Source organism: Microbispora sitophila (assembly GCF_014892245.1).
Taxonomy (GTDB): domain Bacteria; phylum Actinomycetota; class Actinomycetes; order Streptosporangiales; family Streptosporangiaceae; genus Microbispora; species Microbispora siamensis.
In genome coordinates this window covers 40,506-58,379 of sequence record NZ_JADBGC010000013.1, presented here as the reverse complement: position 1 = coordinate 58,379, position 17,874 = coordinate 40,506, and the positions used below count along the sequence as shown (strand labels likewise).

The 17,874-nt window shown below is 72.2% G+C and carries 18 protein-coding genes; 8 read left to right on the top strand and 10 right to left on the bottom strand.

Annotated elements, in window-relative coordinates:
* Window positions 1-6 precede the first annotated feature (6 nt).
* The 7 genes from IL992_RS23825 to hypF all read left to right on the top strand — a co-directional run bounded on the left by IL992_RS23825 (window position 7) and on the right by hypF (window position 10,142).
* Window positions 7-1,977 (top strand): cellulase family glycosylhydrolase, encoded by a 1,971-nt coding sequence (locus IL992_RS23825; RefSeq protein ID WP_193205601.1) that lies wholly within the window; start codon window positions 7-9, stop codon window positions 1,975-1,977.
* A gap of 159 nt (window positions 1,978-2,136) precedes the next feature.
* Window positions 2,137-3,729, top strand: coding sequence for a cellulose binding domain-containing protein (locus IL992_RS46435; RefSeq protein ID WP_319018777.1), 1,593 nt, complete (start codon window positions 2,137-2,139; stop codon window positions 3,727-3,729).
* Between the two features lie 89 nt (window positions 3,730-3,818).
* The gene (locus tag IL992_RS23815; RefSeq protein ID WP_226873668.1) at window positions 3,819-4,814 is read left to right on the top strand and encodes a zinc-binding dehydrogenase; all 996 of its coding nucleotides are present in this window, start codon (window positions 3,819-3,821) and stop codon (window positions 4,812-4,814) included.
* 53 nt (window positions 4,815-4,867) lie between these two features.
* Window positions 4,868-6,460 (top strand): PP2C family protein-serine/threonine phosphatase, encoded by a 1,593-nt coding sequence (locus IL992_RS48490; RefSeq protein WP_193205600.1) that lies wholly within the window; start codon window positions 4,868-4,870, stop codon window positions 6,458-6,460.
* Complete coding sequence (locus IL992_RS23805; protein ID WP_193205599.1) at window positions 6,454-7,536, top strand: cobalamin B12-binding domain-containing protein; 1,083 nt, start codon at window positions 6,454-6,456, stop codon at window positions 7,534-7,536. The genes IL992_RS48490 and IL992_RS23805 overlap by 7 nt, the downstream gene beginning before the upstream one ends.
* Window positions 7,536-7,862, top strand: a complete 327-nt coding sequence (locus IL992_RS23800) for an STAS domain-containing protein (RefSeq protein WP_193205598.1) — start codon at window positions 7,536-7,538, stop codon at window positions 7,860-7,862. Before IL992_RS23805 ends, IL992_RS23800 begins: the two co-directional genes overlap by 1 nt.
* A 12-nt stretch (window positions 7,863-7,874) precedes the next feature.
* On the top strand, window positions 7,875-10,142 hold the full coding sequence (gene hypF / locus IL992_RS23795; RefSeq protein ID WP_193205597.1) for a carbamoyltransferase HypF: 2,268 nt from the start codon (window positions 7,875-7,877) through the stop codon (window positions 10,140-10,142).
* 8 nt (window positions 10,143-10,150) lie between these two features.
* On the opposite strand, the gene soxR is transcribed toward hypF, so the two are convergent.
* Window positions 10,151-10,618: a redox-sensitive transcriptional activator SoxR gene (gene soxR / locus IL992_RS23790; protein ID WP_193205596.1), complete on the bottom strand. Its 468-nt coding sequence runs from the start codon at window positions 10,616-10,618 to the stop codon at window positions 10,151-10,153.
* Window positions 10,619-10,698: 80 nt separating this feature from the next.
* On the opposite strand from soxR, the gene IL992_RS23785 reads away from it, so the two are divergent.
* Entirely contained in the window at window positions 10,699-12,183 is a 1,485-nt protein-coding gene (locus IL992_RS23785) for an MFS transporter (protein WP_319018776.1), read from the top strand.
* On the opposite strand, the gene IL992_RS23780 is transcribed toward IL992_RS23785, so the two are convergent.
* Genes IL992_RS23780 through IL992_RS23745 form a run of 9 tightly spaced genes read right to left on the bottom strand, consistent with a single transcriptional unit; the run spans window position 12,180 to window position 17,873 of the window.
* Window positions 12,180-12,527 carry a hypothetical protein gene (locus tag IL992_RS23780; protein ID WP_193205595.1) on the bottom strand — a complete coding sequence of 116 codons (348 nt, stop codon included), beginning with the start codon at window positions 12,525-12,527 and terminating at the stop codon, window positions 12,180-12,182. The genes IL992_RS23785 and IL992_RS23780 overlap by 4 nt on opposite strands.
* A gap of 18 nt (window positions 12,528-12,545) precedes the next feature.
* A complete protein-coding gene (gene hypE / locus IL992_RS23775) occupies window positions 12,546-13,625 on the bottom strand; it encodes a hydrogenase expression/formation protein HypE (protein ID WP_319018775.1) in 1,080 nt (359 codons plus the stop codon).
* On the bottom strand, window positions 13,622-14,746 hold the full coding sequence (gene hypD, locus IL992_RS23770) for a hydrogenase formation protein HypD (protein WP_139579948.1): 1,125 nt from the start codon (window positions 14,744-14,746) through the stop codon (window positions 13,622-13,624). Before hypD ends, hypE begins: the two co-directional genes overlap by 4 nt.
* Before the next feature lie 7 nt (window positions 14,747-14,753).
* The gene (locus IL992_RS23765; RefSeq protein WP_319018774.1) at window positions 14,754-15,002 is read right to left on the bottom strand and encodes a HypC/HybG/HupF family hydrogenase formation chaperone; all 249 of its coding nucleotides are present in this window, start codon (window positions 15,000-15,002) and stop codon (window positions 14,754-14,756) included.
* Complete coding sequence (locus IL992_RS23760; RefSeq protein WP_193205594.1) at window positions 14,977-15,384, bottom strand: hydrogenase maturation nickel metallochaperone HypA/HybF; 408 nt, start codon at window positions 15,382-15,384, stop codon at window positions 14,977-14,979. The genes IL992_RS23765 and IL992_RS23760 overlap by 26 nt, the downstream gene beginning before the upstream one ends.
* A 5-nt stretch (window positions 15,385-15,389) precedes the next feature.
* Entirely contained in the window at window positions 15,390-15,494 is a 105-nt protein-coding gene (locus tag IL992_RS48990) for a DUF6893 family small protein (protein WP_404804785.1), read from the bottom strand.
* Entirely contained in the window at window positions 15,488-15,967 is a 480-nt protein-coding gene (locus IL992_RS23755; protein WP_193205593.1) for a hydrogenase maturation protease, read from the bottom strand. Before IL992_RS23755 ends, IL992_RS48990 begins: the two co-directional genes overlap by 7 nt.
* Window positions 15,964-17,241 carry a hypothetical protein gene (locus IL992_RS23750; protein WP_319018773.1) on the bottom strand — a complete coding sequence of 426 codons (1,278 nt, stop codon included), beginning with the start codon at window positions 17,239-17,241 and terminating at the stop codon, window positions 15,964-15,966. The genes IL992_RS23755 and IL992_RS23750 overlap by 4 nt, the downstream gene beginning before the upstream one ends.
* Window positions 17,238-17,873, bottom strand: a complete 636-nt coding sequence (locus IL992_RS23745) for a DUF6084 family protein (RefSeq protein ID WP_193205592.1) — start codon at window positions 17,871-17,873, stop codon at window positions 17,238-17,240. Before IL992_RS23745 ends, IL992_RS23750 begins: the two co-directional genes overlap by 4 nt.
* Window position 17,874: the final 1 nt, after the last annotated feature.

The window sequence follows — 17,874 nt, the reverse complement described above, 5'->3', positions numbered from 1 at the left end:
GCGTCGATGAGAGGACTGCGTACGGCTGCTGTGCTCGCCGCCGTGCTCGCGGGGCTGACGGCCGCGCCGGCCACGGCGAGCGCCGCGACCGGGGATTCCGGCTTCGTCAAACGCGCGGGCGCCCACCTCGTGCTGGACGGCAGGCCGTTCCGCTTCGCCGGGACCAACAACTACTACCTGATGTACAAGTCGCACGCGATGGTGGACGACGTGTTCGCCCGCGCGAAGGCCGCCGACCTGTCCGTGATCCGCAACTGGGGGTCGCTGGACATCGGCAACCAGGACGGGTCCGACTCCATCCAGGGCAAGGCGGACGGCGTCTACTTCCAGTACTGGGACGGCACCAAACCCGCCTACAACGACGGGGCGGACGGCCTGGAGCACCTCGACTACGTGCTGTGGAAGGCCAGGCAGTCCGGGATCAAGCTGGTCATTCCGTTCGTCAACAACTGGAACGCCTATGGCGGCATGGACCAGTACGTCCGCTGGGCCAAGGGCCAGTATCACGACGACTTCTACACGAACGCGACGATCAAGGGCTGGTTCAAGGGCTGGATCAGCCACCTGCTCAACCGGGTCAACACGCTGACCGGCGTCGCCTACAAGGACGACCCCACGATCATGGCGTGGGAACTGGCCAACGAGCCCCGGTGCAAGGGGTCGGGCAACTACCCGGCCTCGCCCGGCTGCACCACGGCCACCGTCACGGCCTGGGCCGACGAGATGTCCCGGCACATCAAGTCGGTGGACGCCAGGCACCTGGTGGGCGCGGGTGACGAGGGCTTCTACTGCACCGACCCCGGCGGCTCCGACTGGACCGACAACTGCGGCGAGGGCGTGGACACCGTCGCGCTGGCGAAGCTGCCGAAGATGGACCTGATGTCCCTGCACCTCTATCCGGACGGATGGGGCAAGGACGCCGCCTGGGGCACGACCTGGATCAAGAAGCACCTCGCCGACGGCCGCAGGATCGGCAAGCCGGTGATGCTCGGCGAGTTCGGCCTGCTGAGCAAGGCCGTGCGCAACCCCGTCTACCGGGAGTGGACGGACGCGTTCGTGTCCGGCGGCGGCGCGGGCTTCCTGTACTGGCTGATCGCGGGCACGCAGGACGACGGCACGCTCTACCCCGACTACGACGGCTTCACCGTCTACTGTCCCAGCCCGGTGTGCACGACGATCGCCAACGCCTCGGCGGCGATCCGCGGCAGGCTGCCGCTCTTCCCACCGGTGGCCGACGACGACACGGCCGTCACCACCTTCGGCACGCCGGTCACGGTGGACGCCACGGCCAACGACATCGCGTACTTCGCCAGGATCAGGCCGGAGACGCTCGACCTCGACCCGGCCACGGCGGGCCGTCAGGCGAGCCTGACGGTGACCGGCGGCACCTTCACCGCCGACGCGTCGGGGAAGGTCGCCTTCACCCCCGCGGAGGGCTTCAGCGGCCGGGCCACGGCGACCTACCGGGTGCGTGACAGTCTGCTGCGGTGGTCCGGCACCGCCACGATCACGGTGACCGTCAAGCCTGACCCGGGCGCCGCGATCCGGCTGTTCTCCTTCGAGGACGGCGTGCAGGGCTGGGCGCCCGGCAACTGGCAGAGCGACGCCGGCACGGTCGCCCAGTCCGCCGAGTGGGCCACCGACGGCACGCACGGGCTGCGGGTGGACGCGACCGGCGGCGGCTGGTTCGGCGCGGCCTTCCCCGAGCCCGTCGACCTGTCGGCCAAGGGCACGCTGAAGTACGACATCAAGACGGGGGCCGCGGGCACCTCGACCAGCGTCGCGCTGCAGACCGGCTCCGGCTGGGCCTGGTGCCAGTCCACATGGGGCTGGCAGAACCAGGACGGCACGGGGACGGTGGAGATCGACCTCACCTCGGCGATGTCCTGCACGACGGATGACCTCAAGGACGTGCGCGGCATGTTCGTCTGGGTGAGCCCGGGCACCTTCCACATCGACAACATCCGGGCCGAATAGGGGCGGAGCAGGAGCCGGCGCGGGCCGGTCCTGACCCCCGGCCCGCGCCTCCCAACCGCCCCTACTTTGGGTCTTGAAACTTAACTGGTTAAGTTTTTGACTCAAGGGCAACCGGACGACCTTTTGGTTCCGGCGCTCAACCGATTCAGGGAGAAGCACGTGAAGGACCACCCCCCTGGCTTACGCCGTCTGCCCGCCGTCATCGTCGTGATCGCCGCGGCCCTGCTCGCGCTCGTGCCGGTTCTCACCGGCGCGTCGGCGCGGCGCGCCGGGGCCGCCGCCGTCCCGGCCGCAGTCCCCGCCGGCTTCGCCTACCGCTGCGGGATCCACTTCTGCCTCGACGGCAGGACCTTCTACTTCGCCGGCGCGAACACCTACGACCTGTTCACGTTCGGCAGCGGCTCGGGCGACACCGAGACGCAGTACATGGACAAGGCGCGGATCGACGCGCACTTCGCGAACCTCCAGGCCGACAAGGTCACGGTCCTGCGGGTGTGGATGTTCAGCCACGAGGACTGGCACGGGTTCGAGAAGTCCAAGGGCGTCTACAACGAGCAGGAGTTCGCCCAGTTCGACTACATCATCCAATCGGCCAAGGCGCACGGCGTCCGGCTGATCCCGGTCTTCGAGAACTACTGGGAGGCCTACGGCGGCATCGACACCCGGCTGCAGTGGGAGGGCCTGTCCGGCGGCCATCCGGGGCGGGCGGCGTTCTTCGACAAGTCGCGGTGCCCCGGCTGCTTCACCTCATACAAGAACTACGTCGGCCACGCGCTCAACCGCGTCAACCACTACAGCGGGATCAAATACAAGGACGACCCGACGATCTTCGCCTGGGAGTTGATGAACGAGCCCCGCTACCAGGACCAGAGCGCCGCGGAGAACGTCAACGGAACGACCCTGCGCGCGTGGGTAGACGAGATGGGCGCCTTCGTGAAGGAGATCGACCCCAACCACATGCTGGGCACCGGCCTGGAGGGGCACGGCACGAAATACGGCTTCGGCGGTGACGAGGGCAATCCGTTCGTCTCCATCCACCAGTCGCCGTACGTCGACTTCACCTCGGCCCACCCCTATCCGACCGAGTCCTGGGCGAACCTGAGCATCGACCAGACCAAGGCGCTGATCCGGGCCTGGATCTCCGACTCGCACACCCTCGTCGGCAAGCCGTTCTTCATGGGCGAGTTCAACGTGCACAACGTCGACCGCTCCGCCTGGTGGAGCGCGTTGTTCCCCGACTTCGAGGCGGCCGACGGCGACGGCAGCGCGTTCTGGTGGTATCAGGACCACAGCGTGGACGGGAAGTTCGGCGTCTCCGCGGGCGCCCCTGAACTTGCGGCCTTCCGCGCCCACTCGCAGCGGCAGGTGGCGAAGAACGGCGCCGGCCCCTCGACCAGCCCGTCCCCCTCCCCGTCCGCCTCCCCGTCGCCCTCCCCGTGCACGGTGACGTACCGGCTCTCGGACTGGGGGAGCAGCTTCAACGCCGACGTCACGATCAGGAACGGCGGGGCGGCGGCGATCAACGGCTGGACGCTCGTCTTCTCCTTCCCGGGTGACCAGACGATCAACAGCGTCTGGAACGCCAGGGCGACGCAGAGCGGCAAGCGGGTCACGGTGACCAACGAGTCGTGGACGGCCGCGATCCCGGCCGGCGGCTCGGTCGGCTTCGGCCTGAACGGCAGGTCCACCACCGGCACCAACGGCGTCCCCGCACAGTTCACGCTCAACGGCGCCGTCTGCGCCAAGGGCTGAGCGCGCTGATCCCTGCACGTCGCGGGCCGGAACACCTCCCCGGCCCGCGGCGTTGGGGAACTCCGTCCACGACTGACGGAGGAGACGCGATGACCGCCACCATGCGCGCAGTTGTCCTGCGGGAACCGGGTCCGGTGGAGAACCTCACCATCGAGGAACTGCCGGTCCCGGAGCCCCCGCCCGGCTGGGTGCGGATCAAGGTGAGGGCGTTCGGGCTCAACCGGTCCGAGCTGCACACCCGGCTCGGCCTGGCCGAGGGGGTGACCTTCCCCCGGGTGCCCGGCATCGAGTGCGTGGGCACGGTGGACGCCGACCCGTCCGGCGAGCTGGTCCCCGGGCAGCAGGTCGCCGCGATACTCGGCGGCATGGGCCGCACCTTCGACGGGGGCTACGCCGAGTACACCGTCGTGCCGCGCACCCAGATCATCCCGTTCCGCTCCGATCTGCCGTGGGAGGTGCTGGGGGCGGTCCCGGAGACCCTGCAGACGGCCTACGGATCACTCACCGTCGGCCTCGACCTGCGGGCCGGCCAGTCCCTGTTGATCCGCGGCGGCACCTCGGCCCTCGGCGTGGTCACCGCCGTGCTGGCCAAGCAGATGGGCGCGACCGTGCTGGCGACCACCCGACGCGAGGACCGTACGGCCGCGCTGGCGGAGATCGGCGTCGACCACCCGATCGTGGACACCGGCACGGTGGCCGAACAGGTGCGCCGGATCGTCCCCGAGGGCGTGGACGCCGCGCTCGAACTCGTCGGCACGCCCACCCTGCCGGACACGCTGGCCGCCACCCGCGTCCACGGCACGGTCTGCTTCGCCGGAATGCTGTCCAACCAGTGGATCGTTCGCGACTTCTACCCGATCGGCTACATCCCCACGGGGGTACGGCTCACGGGGTACAGCGGGACGAGCGGGAACCTGCCGCCCGAGGTCCTGCAGGACTACCTCGACAAGCTCGCCGACGGCCGGATCGAGGTGCCCGCGCCCACGGTGTACGCGCTGGACGACATCCGCCGGGCGCACGCGGACATGGAAAGCGACCAGGTCATCGGCAAGATCGTCATTCTGCCGATTTCGGGGCAAAGGTAGTCTGGAGCGACGAACAGGAATCGGGGGACAGCGGCCATGACGGGAACGCACGGGTGAAAGGCGCCACCGGTTCGGCCGACCCGGCTCCCGACCTCGTGGCGGCACTGCTCGCAGGCAGCGGCGAGGGCATCGTGCTGTGCGACGCGGGCGGTGTCGTGACGCTGGCCAACGCGGCGGCGGTCCGCCTGGTGCCGCGGGTCGAGCCGGGCCTGCCCGCGCCCGCGCCGCTCGACTCCGTTCCGTCCGCCCCCGAAGGCCGGACCGTGATCCACGGCGGCCGGGCGATCCGGATTCGCGCGGAGGCGGTCGGCGAGGGCCGGTTCGCCTGGTACCTCACCGACCTGAATGCGGCGCCGCGCACCGATTTCCTGCTGGAGGCCGGCCGCCGCCTGTCCGCCTCGCTCAACCCGCACCGGTGCGCCCGGGCCGCGACGGAGCTGGGCGCCGATTTCCTGTGCGACATGGCGATCGTGCTGCTGCCGCCCACTGCCCGCCGCCGGATGGAGTGGGTGCGCGCCGTTTCCGGCCGGTACGGCCAGGAGGAGGGCACCCTGCCGGCCGCCGCGGCGGCGGAGGTGCCCGGACTGACCGACGCGCTGGCGGGCCTGCGGCACGGCGCCGCGGGCCAGCAGGACCCGGGTGGCGTGCCGGACTGGCTGCTGCCGGAGGGGTTCGGCCCGGCGGGCCACCTGCTGGTGCTCCCGCTGCCCGGCAACGGCGTGCCCGCCGGGGCGATCGTGCTCGCCCGCCGCGCGGGGCGGTCGCCGTTCGACGACGACGACCAGGTGATGGCGCGCGACCTCGCGACCCGGGCCGGCGCCGCGATCTCCGCGGCCTCCCTGTTCCGGGAGCAGAGCACGATCAACACCATCCTGACCGGCGACCTGCTGCCGCCCGACCTGCCGGAGATCGAGGGCATGCGGCTGGCCGGCCGGCTGCGGGCCTCGCAGCAGGCGGGCGCCATCGGCGGCGACTTCTACGACGTCTACCTGCCCGACGCGGCGCCCGACGGCGGAATCGTGGAGCGGCCGCCGCTGGTCATCCTGGGCGACGTTTGCGGCAAGGGCGCCCGCGCGGCGGTCCTGGCCGGTCAGGTCCGTCACAGCCTGCGCACGCTGCTGCTGCTGGAAAGCCGTCCCGACCGGCTGCTCGAACTGCTGAACCGGTCGCTGCTCGCCTCCCCGTCGCCGAACTCCTACGTGACGATGATCCTCGCCGCGCTGCGGACCGCCCCCGGCGATCACGTGCTGGTGGACCTGGCCGTGGCCGGGCACCCGCCGCCGCTGGTCCTGCGCCGGGACGGCACGGTGGAGGAGGTGGCCGTCCGAGGTTCCATCCTCGGCGCGTTGAAGAAGATCAGCCTGTGGCCCGGCACGCTCGACCTGGCGCCCGGCGAGGTGTGCCTGCTGTACAGCGACGGCATCACCGAGGCGTTCGGCGGCCCGAGCGGCCGGGAGATGTTCGGCGAGGAACGGCTGAAGGAGGCGCTGGCGACCTGCGGGGGAATGCCGGTCGAGGCCCTGGTGGAGCGGCTGGAGCAGCTCAGCACCGAGTGGCTGGGCGGTGGTCCGGGCGGCGGGCAGCAGGACGACCGCGCCCTGCTCGCCGTACGCGCGGGGACGGGACGGACGGAGACATCATGGTGACGACGGACCTGGAGGCCGCCACCGGGCGCTATCTGGACCTGATCGGCCGGGCCGACGAGTACGGCGCGGTCGACCTGGTCCTGGGCCTGATCGACGAGGGTGTCCCCGCCGAGGACGTGCTGCTGCGGATCATCGCCGTGGGCCAGCGCCGGGTGGGCGAGCTGTGGGCGTCGAACGAGTGGTCGGTGGCACGCGAGCACTCGGCGACCGCGGTCAGCGAGCGCGCCGTGGGCGCCGTCAGCGGGCGCGTCCGGCCTGCGCCGACCCGCGGGCGGGTGGCCGTGGCCTGCGCGGACGGCGAGTATCACGCGCTGCCCACCCGCATCATGGCGGAGGTGCTGCGCCTGCGGGGGTGGCAGGTCGACTTCCTGGGCGCCAGCGTGCCCGGCCCGCACCTGATCACGCACCTGCACCAGACCGGGCCCGACGTGGTCGCGCTCGGCTGCACGCTGCCGACCCGGCTGCCCCGCGCGCACGCCACCATCGCCGCCTGCCAGGCCGTGGGCATCCCCGTGCTGGCCGGTGGAGCCGGGTTCGGCGCCGACGGCCGCTTCGCCTGCCTGCTCGGCGCGGACGCGTGGGCGCCCACCGCCGACGCGGCGGCCGACCGGCTCGCCGCAGGGCTGCCGTCCTTCCCCGCCGCCCACGACGGCCCCGGCGGCGCCGCGGCCGATCTCGGTGGCGAGGATTACGCGTACCTGACCCGGCACCGTGCCGACCTGCTGGCCCGCGTCATGGACACGCTCAGCGAGGCGTACGCCCCGATGCGCGGCTACAGCGCCCGGCAACTGGAGCACACCGCCGAGGATCTCGGTCACATCGCCGACTTCCTGATCGCCGCGATGTACGTCCACGACGCCGCGCTGTTCACCGACTTCGTCACGTGGACCTGCCAGGTGCTGGCGGCCAGGAAGGTGCCCGCGGAGTCCGTCGTGCTCGGGCTGCGTGTTTTCCATGATGTACTGCCAGACTGCCCCCGCGCCCGGGTGCTGCTGAACGAGGGCGTCACCGCGGCACAGACGTGCTGTAGCCGATCAACCCAACCTGCGAATCAACGAACAGAGACGAGCCTCTGATGCAGGACACGCCCCCGTTCCAGGTCGAGTCGCTCACTCCCGAGCCCGGAGCGGCGCGCCTGGTGATGACCGGCGAGCTCGACTTCACCACCGCGGACGACGCGTTCGCGGAGGTGGCCAAGACGCTCGCAGAAGGCGTGGACGTGCTCGAACTCGACCTGGCCGGCCTGAAGTTCATCGACTCCTCGGGCATGGCGGTCGTGATGAACGCCTACAGCGACGCGGAGGAGCGCGGGACGGCCTTCCGGATCGTCTCCCTCACCCCCTACCTGCGCCACCTGATCGAGGTCGTCGCCCTCGACGACGTGCTCGAGCTCCCTGGCTGAGACAATGTGCGGGTGAGCAGGCGTGCCGTCGCCGTCCGGGTCGAGGGGATCGTGCAGGGGGTCGGCTTCCGGCCCTTCGTGTACGGCCTCGCCACGCGGCTCGGCCTCGCCGGGCTGGTCGGCAACGACGAGCGCGGGGTCTTCATCGAGGTCGAGGGCGGCAGCGCGCTGGTCGAGGAGTTCCTCGCCGCGCTGACCGGCGACCCGCCGCCGCTGGCGGTCATCGAGCGGATCAGCACGGGCCCGGCGCCCGTCACCGGTCGCAGGACCTTCGTGATCGCGCCGAGCGCGGCCGGTGGGGACCGGCACGCGCTCGTCTCGCCGGACGTGGCGACCTGCGACGCGTGCCTGCACGACCTGGCCGACCCGGCCGACCGCAGGTGCGGCTACGCCTTCACCAACTGCACCGGCTGCGGCCCGCGCTTCACCATCGTCCGCGACGTGCCCTACGACCGGGCCAACACCACGATGGCGGGCTTCCGGATGTGCGCGGACTGCGCCCGGGAATACCACGACCCCGCCGACCGGCGCTTCCACGCCCAGCCCGTGTGCTGCCCCGCCTGCGGGCCCAGGCTGCGGTTCACCGGTGCCGCCGGCGACCCGGGCGGCGACCCACTCGGGCAGGCCGTACGGCTGCTGCGGAAGGGGGGCGTGCTGGCGGTCAAGGGACTCGGCGGCTACCACCTGGCGGCGCTCGCGGCGGACGAACCGGCGGTGGCGGCGCTGCGGTCGCGCAAGCACCGCGAGGACAAGCCCTTCGCGGTGATGGCGGGCGACCTGGCCGCGGCGCGGCTGCTGTGCGTGGTGGACCCGGCCGAGGAGCGCCTGCTGACCGGGCCCGCCCGCCCCGTCGTGCTGCTGCGGCGCCTGCCCGGCGCACCCGTCGCGCCGTCCGTCGCGCCGGGCAACCGGTGGCTGGGCGTGCTGCTGCCCTACACCCCGCTGCACCACCTGCTGCTCCGGGCGCTGGGCCGGCCCATCGTGCTGACCAGTGGAAACGTGTCCGACGAGCCGATCGCCTACCGGGACGAGGACGCCCTGGAAAGGCTCGGCGGCATCGCCGACGCCTTCCTGACCCACGACCGCCCCATCCACATCCGTACGGACGACTCGGTCGTACGGGTCTTCCGGGGCCGCGACCTGCCGATCAGGCGGTCGCGGGGATACGCGCCGCACCCGCTGCCGCTCGCCCGGGCGGCCCCCCGGCCCGTGCTCGCCTGCGGCGCCGAGCTGAAGCACACGTTCTGCCTGGTCACGGGCGACCGTGCGTTCGTCTCCCACCACATCGGCGACCTGGAGAACTACGAGACCCTGCGGTCGTTCACCGAGGGCGTCGAGCATTTCCGGCGGCTGTTCGACATCACGCCCGAGGTGGTCGCCCACGACCTGCATCCCGAATATCTGTCCACGAAGTGGGCCCTCGACCAGGACGCGGACCTTGTCGGCGTGCAGCACCACCATGCCCACATCGCCTCCTGCCTGGCCGACAACGGCGTCGCGGGGCCGGTCGCAGGGGTGGCCTTCGACGGCCTCGGCTACGGCTCGGACGGCACGTTGTGGGGCGGCGAGTTCCTCGTCGCCGACCTGGCCGGCTTCGAACGGGCGGGCCACCTGGCGCCGGTGCCGATGCCCGGGGGCGCGACCGCGATCCGGCAGCCCTGGCGCATGGCGGCCGCCTACCTCGATCTCGCCTACGACGGGGACGTCCCGGAGGACCTGGACGTCGTACGGCGCAACGCCGGGCAGTGGGCGGCCGTCGTCGCGCTGGCCCGCCGGGGCGGGAACGCGCCCCTCACCTCCAGCATGGGCCGCCTGTTCGACGCGGCGGCGGCGATCGCGGGCGTCCGCGACGCGATCACCTACGAGGGCCAGGCCGCGATCGAGTTCGAGCAGCTCGCCGACCCCGCCGTGGACGACGCCTATCCCTGCCGCCTCGTTCCCGCGGGCACGCGGTTCGCCGTGCCGGGTGTGGAGCTGGTCCGCGCGGTCGCCGACGACCTGCGCGCGGGTGTGCCGCGCGACGTGGTGGCCGCGCGGCTCCACAACGCCGTGGCCCGCGTCGTCGCCGACGGCTGCGCCCTGATCAGGAAGGCCTGCGGCCTGTCCACGGTCGCGTTGTCCGGCGGCGTGTTCCAGAACCTGCTGCTGCTCGGCCGGGCCGTGACCCTGCTGGAGGAGCGCGGCTTCACGGTGCTCACCCACCACCGCGTCCCCCCGAACGACGGCGGCGTCAGCCTCGGTCAGGCCGCCGTCGCCGCGGCCCGCGACTGCCCCCCTTGACCGTCATCTCAGTCGGGTTCGGCGGGGAGGGGGTCGAGCCGGTGCGGGCCGGGGCCCTGGCTCGCCAGCTCGTCGTACGGATTGAGCAACCGGCAGGCACTCATGGAGACGCAGCCGCACCCGATGCAGTTGGTGAGCTCGCGCTGGAGCCGTTCGAGAGCGGCGCGGCGCATCTCCAGGTCGGCGGACCAGGCACGCGCGATGCGTTCCCACTCCCGCCTGGTGGGCTTGCGGTCATGGGGGAGGTCTCGGAAGACCTCCGCCACGTCCCGCAGCGGGATGCCAAGCCGCTTCGCCACCTGGATCAGCGACACGCGGCGGATCATGTGCCGGGAGTAGCGCCGCTGGTTGCCCGCCGTCCGCCGCGAAAAGATCAGCCCCTGCGCCTCGTAGAAGCGCAGGGCGCTGACGGCGACCCCCGTACGTCGCGACACCTCGCCGACTGTCAGCAGATCGGCCGGATTCAGCTTCGCCATCGACGTCCTCCCAAGGAGCTTGACCTCAATTTAACTTGAAGTTCCAGGATGGTGCCCACCGACGAATCGGGGAGGAATTTGTGAGCACCATCAGCATCGGCGGACGACGTGCGGGACGGGTGAGCCCGCCGGTGACCGCCGTCACCGTGCTGCTCGGCGTCCTGGCGCTGGCCATGTCGATCGCGGGCACCGCGGTGGCGGTCCCGCGCATCGGGGGCGACCTGGGCGTGTCGGCGGGATCTCTGCAGTGGGTGGTCGCCGGCTACAACCTGACCTTCGCGGCGTTCACGCTCGTGTGCGGCTCGCTGGCCGATCTCTTCGGCCGCCGCCGCGTCTTCACCCTCGGTGCGGCGCTGTTCACGGTGGCGGCGCTGGTCAGCGCGGTCGCGGACGGCATATGGGTGCTGAACGCGGCACGGCTGCTGGCCGGGGTGGGGGCCGCCGGGATGATGGCGGCGGGCGGCGCGATCCTGGCGGCGACGTTCGAGGGCGCGGCGCGTACGCGTGCCTTCGCCGGGATGGGCACCATGGCGGGCGTCGGCATCGCGATCGGCCCGAGCCTGTCGGGCTGGCTGGTCGGCGAGTTCGGCTGGCGTGGCACGTTCGGCGTGAACGTCGGCGTCGGCCTGCTGGTCCTGGCGGGCAGCAGATACGCCCCCGAGTCGCGGGCCGCCGAGCGCCCGCGCGTGGACCGTGCCGGAGTCGCCACCTTCGTCGGCGGGCTGGCCCTGCTGATGTTCGGCGTCATGCGGGGGCCCGAGCAGGGCTGGGGCGCGGCGCCGGTGCTCGGCGCGCTGGCGGCGGGAGCCGTGCTGCTGGTGGCCTTCGCTGTGGTGGAACGCCGCAGCGATCGCCCGGTCCTGGACCTGACGCTGATAGGGAACGTGTCGTTCATGGGCTGGTGCCTGGGGACCCTGGCGACCTCGGTCGGCTTCCTGGGCGTGCTGGTCTTCCTGCCCACCTACGTGCAGGGCGTGAACGGAGTCTCGGCGAGCGAGGCGGGCGTGATGATGCTCATGCTGACCGCCCCTGTCCTGGTCGTCCCGCCGCTGGGCGGCTGGCTGGTGACCCGCGGCATGTCCGGCCGCGCTCTGATCACCGTGGCGCTGGCCCTGGTCGCGGCGGGCAACGCCTGGCTGACCGTGCTTCACCCGGGGATCGGGACGCTCGCGCTGCTCGGCCCGCTGCTGCTGATCGGCATGGGGATGGGACTGTCGTTCGGGATCACCGACGGCCAGGCCATGAACGTCGTCGAACCCGACCGCGTCGGAGTGGCGGCGGGATTCCTCAACACCGTGCGTGGCACGGCCGAGGCGTTGGTCATCGCGGTGTTCGGCGCGGTGCTGGTCAGCGTCATCGGCGCCAGGACCGGCTCAGCCGTCGCGGCGGCACGAATCGCCGCGGGCGACGTCGCCGCTCACGAACAGGCCGCGTTCACCGACGGGTGGCGGGTGACCCTCTGCGGCGTCGCCCTGCTCACCGCACTCGGCGCCGCTGCCGTGTTCTTCATGCTCCGGACGCGCCGCCCCCACCATGTCCAGCCGATGGGCCGGCCGATGGGCTAGCCGCCCTGGTCGCCCGCGGGCAGGGGCGGGCTCTCCTCGTCGATGGGCCCCTCCGGCGCGATGCCGGTGGAGTCATCGAGGGTGGAGCGGCCGTGCGGACGGTCGGTCTTGCCCTGCACGCCCACCTGGCCGCGGCCGGGCTCCTGCTTCTGCTTGGCGAGTTCCTCGCCTCCCCGGCTGAGCGACTCACCCACGGGCACGCCCGACTCCTCCTCGGCGGACGGCTTCCGCCCGGGTCCGGGCTCGCCCGCGGCCTCCGGCCGGAACGCCAGGTCGCCCGCCCGCTTGGCCTCCTCGCTGCCGCCTCCGACATCCGGGGAGTAGCCGTGTTCGGTCTCGCTCATGATGCGGTCACCTCCCGGTCAGCAGATCCGCGGCAGCGGGTCGCCGACCAGCACGTCGATGATTCGGGTGCCGCCGAAGGCGGTCTTCAGCAGCACCAGTCCGGGGGGATCGTCCCGGACGCGGCCGACGATCTCGGCGCCCTCGCCGAGCGGGTGGCTCCGCAGCGCGGCGAGCGCGGCGCCGGCCGCGTCCCCGGCCACGACCGCGACCATCCGGCCCTCGCAGGCCACGTAGAGCGGGTCGATCCCGAGCAGCTCACAGGCCCCGCGTACGGCCGGCCGTACGGGCACCGCGTCCTCCTCGACGACGAGGGCGACGCCGGAGGCGCGGGCGATCTCGTTCAATATCGTCGCGACGCCGCCCCGGGTGGCGTCCCGCAGGCACCGTACGGCGCCGTCTCCCGTGTCCCGGAGGAGGGCGGCGATCAGACCGTTGAGCGGTGCGGTGTCCGACGTCACGTCGGCCTCGATGTCCAGCTCGCCCCGGGCCAGCATGATCGTGACGCCGTGCTCGCCGATAGGGCCGGAGACGAGGACGGCGTCGCCGGGACGGGCGTGCGCGACGCCGAGACGCGCGTCCCGCTCCAGCAGTCCCACGCCGGCCGTGGTGACGTAGCAGCCATCGGCCTTGCCGCGCTGCACGACCTTGGTGTCCCCGGTCACGATCGACACTCCCGCCGCCGCGGCGGCCCGCGCCATCGACGCGCTGATCCGCCGCAGGTCCTCGACCGGGAAGCCCTCCTCCAGGACGAAGCCGGCCGACAGGTACAGCGGCCGGGCCCCGCACACCGACAGGTCGTTCACGGTCCCGTTGACGGCGAGGTCGCCGATGTCGCCGCCGGGGAAGAACAGCGGGGAGACCACGTAGGAGTCGGTGGTGAACGCGAGCCGCGCGCCGCCCGCGCCGAACACCGCGCCGTCCTCGAGCGGCTCGAGCAGCGGGTTGCGGAACGCGTCGAGGAAGACCGCCTCGATCAAGGTCTGGGTCGCCTTGCCGCCGGCGCCGTGGGCCATCGTGATGTGCTCCTCGCGCACGCGGGCCTTCCGCTGCCGAGCGCGGTCGATGCGTTCGAGGACCTGTTCCTCGCGGCTGGTCACCGCGTCGCCTCCCTCACCCGCTGCCGGGAGAAGCGGCCGAAGTTGTAGTAGGCCGCGCAGGCGCCCTCGGACGACACCATGCAGGTGCCGATCGGCGTCTCCGGCGTGCAGGCGGTGCCGAAGACCTTGCACTCCCACGGCTTGAGCACGCCCTTGAGCACCTCGCCGCACTGGCACGCCTTCGGGTCGGCCACGCGGTTGCCGGGGATGTCGAACAGCCGCTCCGCGTCGTACGCCGCGTACTTCTCCCGCATCCGCAGGGCCGAGTGCGAGATGAAGCCCAGGCCGCGCCACTCGAAGTAGGGCCGCAGCTCCATCACCTCGTTCACGGCCCGCAGGGCACGGATGTTGCCCGCCCACGGCACGACCCGGGCGTACTGGTTCTCGACCTCCGACCGCCCCTCGGCGAGCTGGAGCAGCAGCATGTAGACCGACTGGAGGATGTCCAGCGGCTCGAAGCCCGCCACGACCAGCGGCTTGCCGTAGCCGCGGGCGATGAACTCGTACGGCCGGCAGCCGATGATCGTGGAGACGTGGCCGGGGCCGATGAAGCCGTCGAGACGCAGGTCGGGCGAGTCCAGGATGGCCTTGATCGCGGGGATGATCGTCACGTGGTTGCAGAAGACCGAGAAGTTCCGCACGCCCTCGGCCGCCGCGCGCAGCACGGTCATGGCGGTCGACGGCGCGGTGGTCTCGAACCCGATGGCCATGAAGACGACCTGGCGGTCCGGCTCGCGCCGGGCGATCTTCAGAGCGTCCAGCGGCGAGTAGACCATGCGGATGTCGGCGCCCTGGGCCGTGGAGTCGAAGAACGACCCGCGCCCGCCCGGCACCCGCATCATGTCCCCGAACGACGTCATGATCACGTCAGGCCGTTCTGCGATGTGGATCGCGTCGTCCACGCGGCCCATCGGGATCACGCAGACCGGGCACCCGGGGCCGTGCACCAGCGTGATCGTCTCGGGCAGGTAGTCCTCCAGCCCGTGCTTGTAGATGGTGTGGGTGTGGCCGCCGCACACCTCCATGAACTTGTAGGCCCGGCCCGGCTCGCACAGGCTCGCGATCCTGGCGGACAGCGCCCGCGCCTTGTCCGCGTCGCGGTACTCGTCGACGAAGCGCATGGGTCCTTCACCTCTCTATGGACGAGTCGCGCAGCGCCGCCAGTTCGTCCTCGTACGCCTGGCCGATGCCCTCCAGGAACTCCAGCGCGGCCCTGGCCTCGGCCTCGTCGATCTTCGACAGCGCGAAGCCGACGTGGATCAGGACCCAGTCGCCGGGCCGCAGGGGCTGACCGTCGAGCAGGCCGATGTTGACGGCCCGCCGGACCCCGCTCACGTCGACCCTGGCGAGGTCAGTCTGGCCGGGCGGGATCTCCACGATCTCGCCCGGAATGCCCAGGCACATAGGACGCCTCCGCAGTGGTGTCGGGGTCGAGCTGGATGGATTCGAGGACGAGGCTGTCCCCGCCCTCGGTGTCGACGTCGATCCCGCCGCACAATCCGCAGATCGTGAGCGGGTCGGCGCACATCGCGGAGTGCCCGCAGCCCCGGCAGATGAGCCGTACGGGCTCGATGACCAGGTCGAGCGTCGCGCCCTCGGCGACCGTGCCGGCGGAGGCCAGGCAGAAGGCCTGGTCGAGGGCCTGCGGGGCGATGCGCAGCAGCGCGCCCGCCCGCACCCGGGCCCGGCGCACCCGCCTGCCGTCGGCCCGGCGCTCGACGGCGTCGACCACGGCCTCGGCGATCCCGAACTCGTGCATCGGGGTCACATCCTTCTGATCCGCAGGTAGCGCCGGATGTCGGGCAGCGACTGGACGACCAGCACCGCCACCCCGGCCGCCAGCAACACGAGGACCGCGCGTTTCAGCATGGCCCCGCCTCCTTCTCGATCAGTTCAAGCACGAGGTTGGCGGCCTCGGGGACGGCCGCCGCGACCGGCGGGCTCAGGTCCATTCCCGGCGACAGGTCGGCGGGTTCACAGCCGACCAGCAGGACTCTGTCTCCCCGCGGGAGATCGAGGCCGGAGGCCAGCGTGAGCACCGCGTCGGGGGTCATCGCGTGCGCGTCCACGAAACATCCACCGGGGGCCGGCGTCAGGGACTCGAGCGCCGGTTCGACGACGGACAGCGTGCCGGGGTTCCGTCCCGCCGGGATCGCGTCCACGAGGATCGTGAGGTCGTACCCCGAGGTCAGCTCGTAGGCGAGATGGATGCCCCGGATGCCGAAGTCGCCGACCTCCACCCCGTCGGGCACCCCGGTGGCGGCGAGGCGGCGGGCCACCGCCACGCCGAAACCGTCGTCGCCGAGAAAGACGTTGCCCACGCCGGCCACCAGGGTTCTCATGCGGGTTCCACCTCGTCCGGTGCGAAGTAGAGGAACCGCCGCTGCTCGCGCTGGAGGTCGGCGCCGGGGTCGTCCTCCAGCGTGACGGCCAGGTGGCGCAGGCCGTCCAGGTCGAGGAACACCGCCTCGACCCGGGCGGTCCGCCCGGCCAGGAACATGTCGTGCGCGTCGGCGCGACGGCGGCCGGGCCGCAGCCGCACCCGGCTCCCCTTGGCGATCCGCACCCCGGCCACGGTCACGGCGTCGTCCTCCGGGGTCGTCCCGGCGGGGACCTCCAGGTGACGGATGGCGCCGTGGAGGCGTTCGAGCAGTTCCGGCGGCAGGTCGGCGGCCCGTTCGAGGATCTCGGCGGCGCGTGGGTCGGTGACCCGGGCCTCCCGCTTCTCCTCCTCGGTCAGGGTCAGCGTGCGCAGCGTGAGCAGTTCGTCGATCTCGGTCGAGTCGAACAGGTCGCCCGGGCTCTCCGGGGCGATGGCCGGGTGGTCGTACAGGATGATCGGCGAGGACAGTACGACGTCGCGGCGGCCGGGCTCGCCCACCAGGACCGGCCAGGTGTTCTCGTTGCGGCACTGCCGCGCCGCGCCCTCGGCCCACATCGGCGGGTCGAGCAGCGAGACGAAGGCCCCTCCGCTCACCCCGATCAGCAGATGGGCGGCGACCAGAGAGCGGCGCAGGGCCTCCTCGCGCGGCGCGTCCGCCCGCTCCCAGTGGGCCGTGTTCTCCACCTCGACCCGCAGGCGGACCAGCCCGTACGGCCCGGGCAGCCGTTCGGCGGAGATCCGCATCTCCGCGTCGAGCGGCTGGTGCTCGCAGACGATCCGGCCGGTCCGCTCGCCGCCGGGGTCGTCGATGGGCTCGATGACCCGGTCGCCCGGCACCCGGACCTCGATCGTGCACCGCCTGGCCGTCACGTGTGCCAGGGACACAGCGGTCCGGGCCTCCCGCTCGGTGGCCTCGTCGAAGCTGAGATGGTCGCGCCCGCCGACGGTCAGCTTCGGCACGGGCCAGTAGCCGTCGTCCTCCTCCCGCTCGACCGTCCTGCTCCTGACGTGCAGGAACCGCAGGCGCAGATCGAGCTGGGCGTCGCCGGGGGCCTCCAGCAGGCACTCGGTCACGCTGCTCGACGGCTCGCCGGGGTAGTTCGGCGGCACGAGCACGCCGAATTGCCAGCGCATGCGGTTCTTGGTGGCCGAGGCGCGGTAGGGGTAGAGCAGGTAGCCCTCGTACAGCACGGCGTCCGCGACGCGGCGGGCCGCCTCCATCGGCGCGGTCACCGGCCCGCCTCCTTCATGAGCAGCTCGACCGCCTCGTCGACGGTCGCGAGCACGCGTTCGGACTTGAAGCGGAGGATCTCGCGCACGGTGTCGCGGCGCAGCCGCAGCCAGCCGGAACCGGGGAAGGCGGTGTCGATCGTCTCGCGCCACACGGCGACCGGCAGGCGGTGGCGGGTCTCGCAGTGCCAGGGGATCTGCCGCATGCTCACCCCGCCGCCGGAGCGGGCCAGCACGGTCCCGCTGAACAGCAGCAGCAGCGGGATCTCGCCGTCGTCCAGCGAGGCGAAGTATCGGCCGGCGGCCACCTCCAGGTCGTAGCCGCACGGCACGGACAGGTCGATCTCCGTGCTCGCGGTGAAGGCGGGCACCATCGCCTGCGCCATGGCGAACTGCACCGGCCGCAGCGTGTCCCCCCATCGGGCCGGCTCGCCGAACAGGTCCGCCAGCAGCGCCGCCTCCCGCGGCCCGTACGGCCTGCGGCGCGGCTCGATCCTGATCTGGCAGCGCAGCGCGATGGCGTGGACGCCCTCGGGGGAGGGGTCGGTGACGCGCAGGCGGAAGACGAGCGTGGGCGAGGCCGCGTACGGCTCGGGCCGGGCGTCCAGGCAGTCGAAGCGGAGATCACCGTCCAAG